Raw genomic sequence first — 1,703 nt, 5'->3', positions numbered from 1 at the left:
AAAAAATAAGCAAAAAACGCTTGCCCCACCGTCCGGCCCCCTCGCCTAGGCTCGGCGTACCTTCGCTCCGGCATCCATCCGTGGGTCATCGCCTCCGGTTGGCTTCGCTGCACCTCCTCTCGATGACTGCGGCTGCGCCGCACCGCGCTACGCGCTCCCCCCGGATGAATGCCTCCACTCAGCCTCCCGAAAGGGGCGGGTGGATCAAGATCAAGATCACAAGCCAGATCAAAGGCCAGATCAAGAGCGGTAGGCGAGCTAACGCTCGGCCTCTGTAGGAGCAGCCGGTCGACGTTCGTATGCTCGCGAAATACCCGAGGTCGCCGCGTGCATCCAGAAAAGTAAAAGTCCGCAGGCTGCTGTTCCCCTAAGGAAATCACCATTACGGAATCGGACTACGCAACACAAAGAAACGTCTGATTTATTTCCAATCTGCGCCTCACCTAGCGTGCGTCCTTTCGAAAAAACGATAAGGACATAGTTCGCATGAAGCGCTATCACATCATGGTCGGTGACAAAACCACCGCAGAAGGCATCGTTAGAACGGGCAACCGCCGCTGCACCATCAACGGCCAGCCCATGGCGTGTGAAGGCGATGAAGTCTGGTGCCCCCAGTGCGAAAGCACCGGCTACATCGCCATCGACGGTCCGCACCTGATCGATACCATAGATGGCCGCCATGCCGCGCTGGGTGACGACCTCTGCCGCTGCAACTGCGATCCTTCACCACGACTGGTTTCCAGCCAGACCCTCCGCAGTCAAAGCTTCGAAGGCACCGTCGCACTGCCGCGCAACCACCCGGCGTACGACGAACCGCCCCTGCCTGATGCGCCCGCACCGTCAGCCTTCTCCCAGGCCAGGCAACCCGCCCCGGCGGTTTTTTCAACCCCGCAGACCCAAGGCTGCGAGCACGCCTGGCGCGCCTACCAGAAAATGGCCGAAGCCATCGTCGCCCCCGGCGGCACCCTGATCGCCGACCCCAAGGCCCGCAACAGCGCAATCAACGCCGCTTACGCCCGCTTATGGCTGGAGGACCCGCGCTTGCAATGGGCCGGCCTCGCGGCCTTCGCCTCGAAACAGGTCGGCTGCGGCCTGCTGCACGCCGCCGGCTCCATCGAGAAAATCGAGGCTGAACAGCAAGCCTTTGCCCAACGCAAGGACAGCGCCAGGCGCGGCTTTTTCGGCCTGTTCGGCGGTGGCGCACGGGAGCGTGAGAGGAAACTGCAGGAGTTTGAACAGGCCCGCCGCGAGCACGAGCAGGCCAGCCGTGATAACCCGTTGCCGGGGATTGATTGGCGGCGTGAAGGGGAGTCGCTGTCGTCGGTGCAGCAGCTGTATAGGCACGTGTACGACATGCTTGCGATGGGCAATACCACGCTGTTTTTGGATGTGTATCCGTTGCATGTGTTTTATATGCAGCAGGGGTTTGGGGCGTTGGAGTCGTGTCTGGATGTGCGCAAGGATATTTACTACGACGCCTCGACTTCGGTGATATGGCCGGTGGAGCAGGAAAAGCTTCAGTTTGGTGGCAGCCACACAGAAATTCTGGAGGCTTTTAGAGCAATTCAGATGGGAAGAATTGCGGAGAGTGTTGAGCATCTTGCCACACACGAACAGGTCAATATCTTGCAGCCAACGATGTATAGCGATCCGTTATTGGTTGCCCTGCTTCGTGGCAATCACCTGGCCTATGTAACCAACCT

1 protein-coding gene is annotated in these 1,703 nt (G+C 59.7%); it reads left to right on the top strand.

The window, feature by feature from the left end; translation table 11 throughout:
- Nucleotides 1-486: 486 nt before the first annotated feature.
- Nucleotides 487-1,703: PAAR domain-containing protein (locus ACZYR5_RS29525; protein ID WP_489092909.1), on the top strand; the 1,217-nt coding region annotated here is incomplete at its 3' end.

It is taken from the genome of Pseudomonas sp. F007, assembly GCF_057814275.1.
Note: the sequence above shows the minus strand (reverse complement) of the source record. Positions and strands in the feature narration are given on the sequence as shown.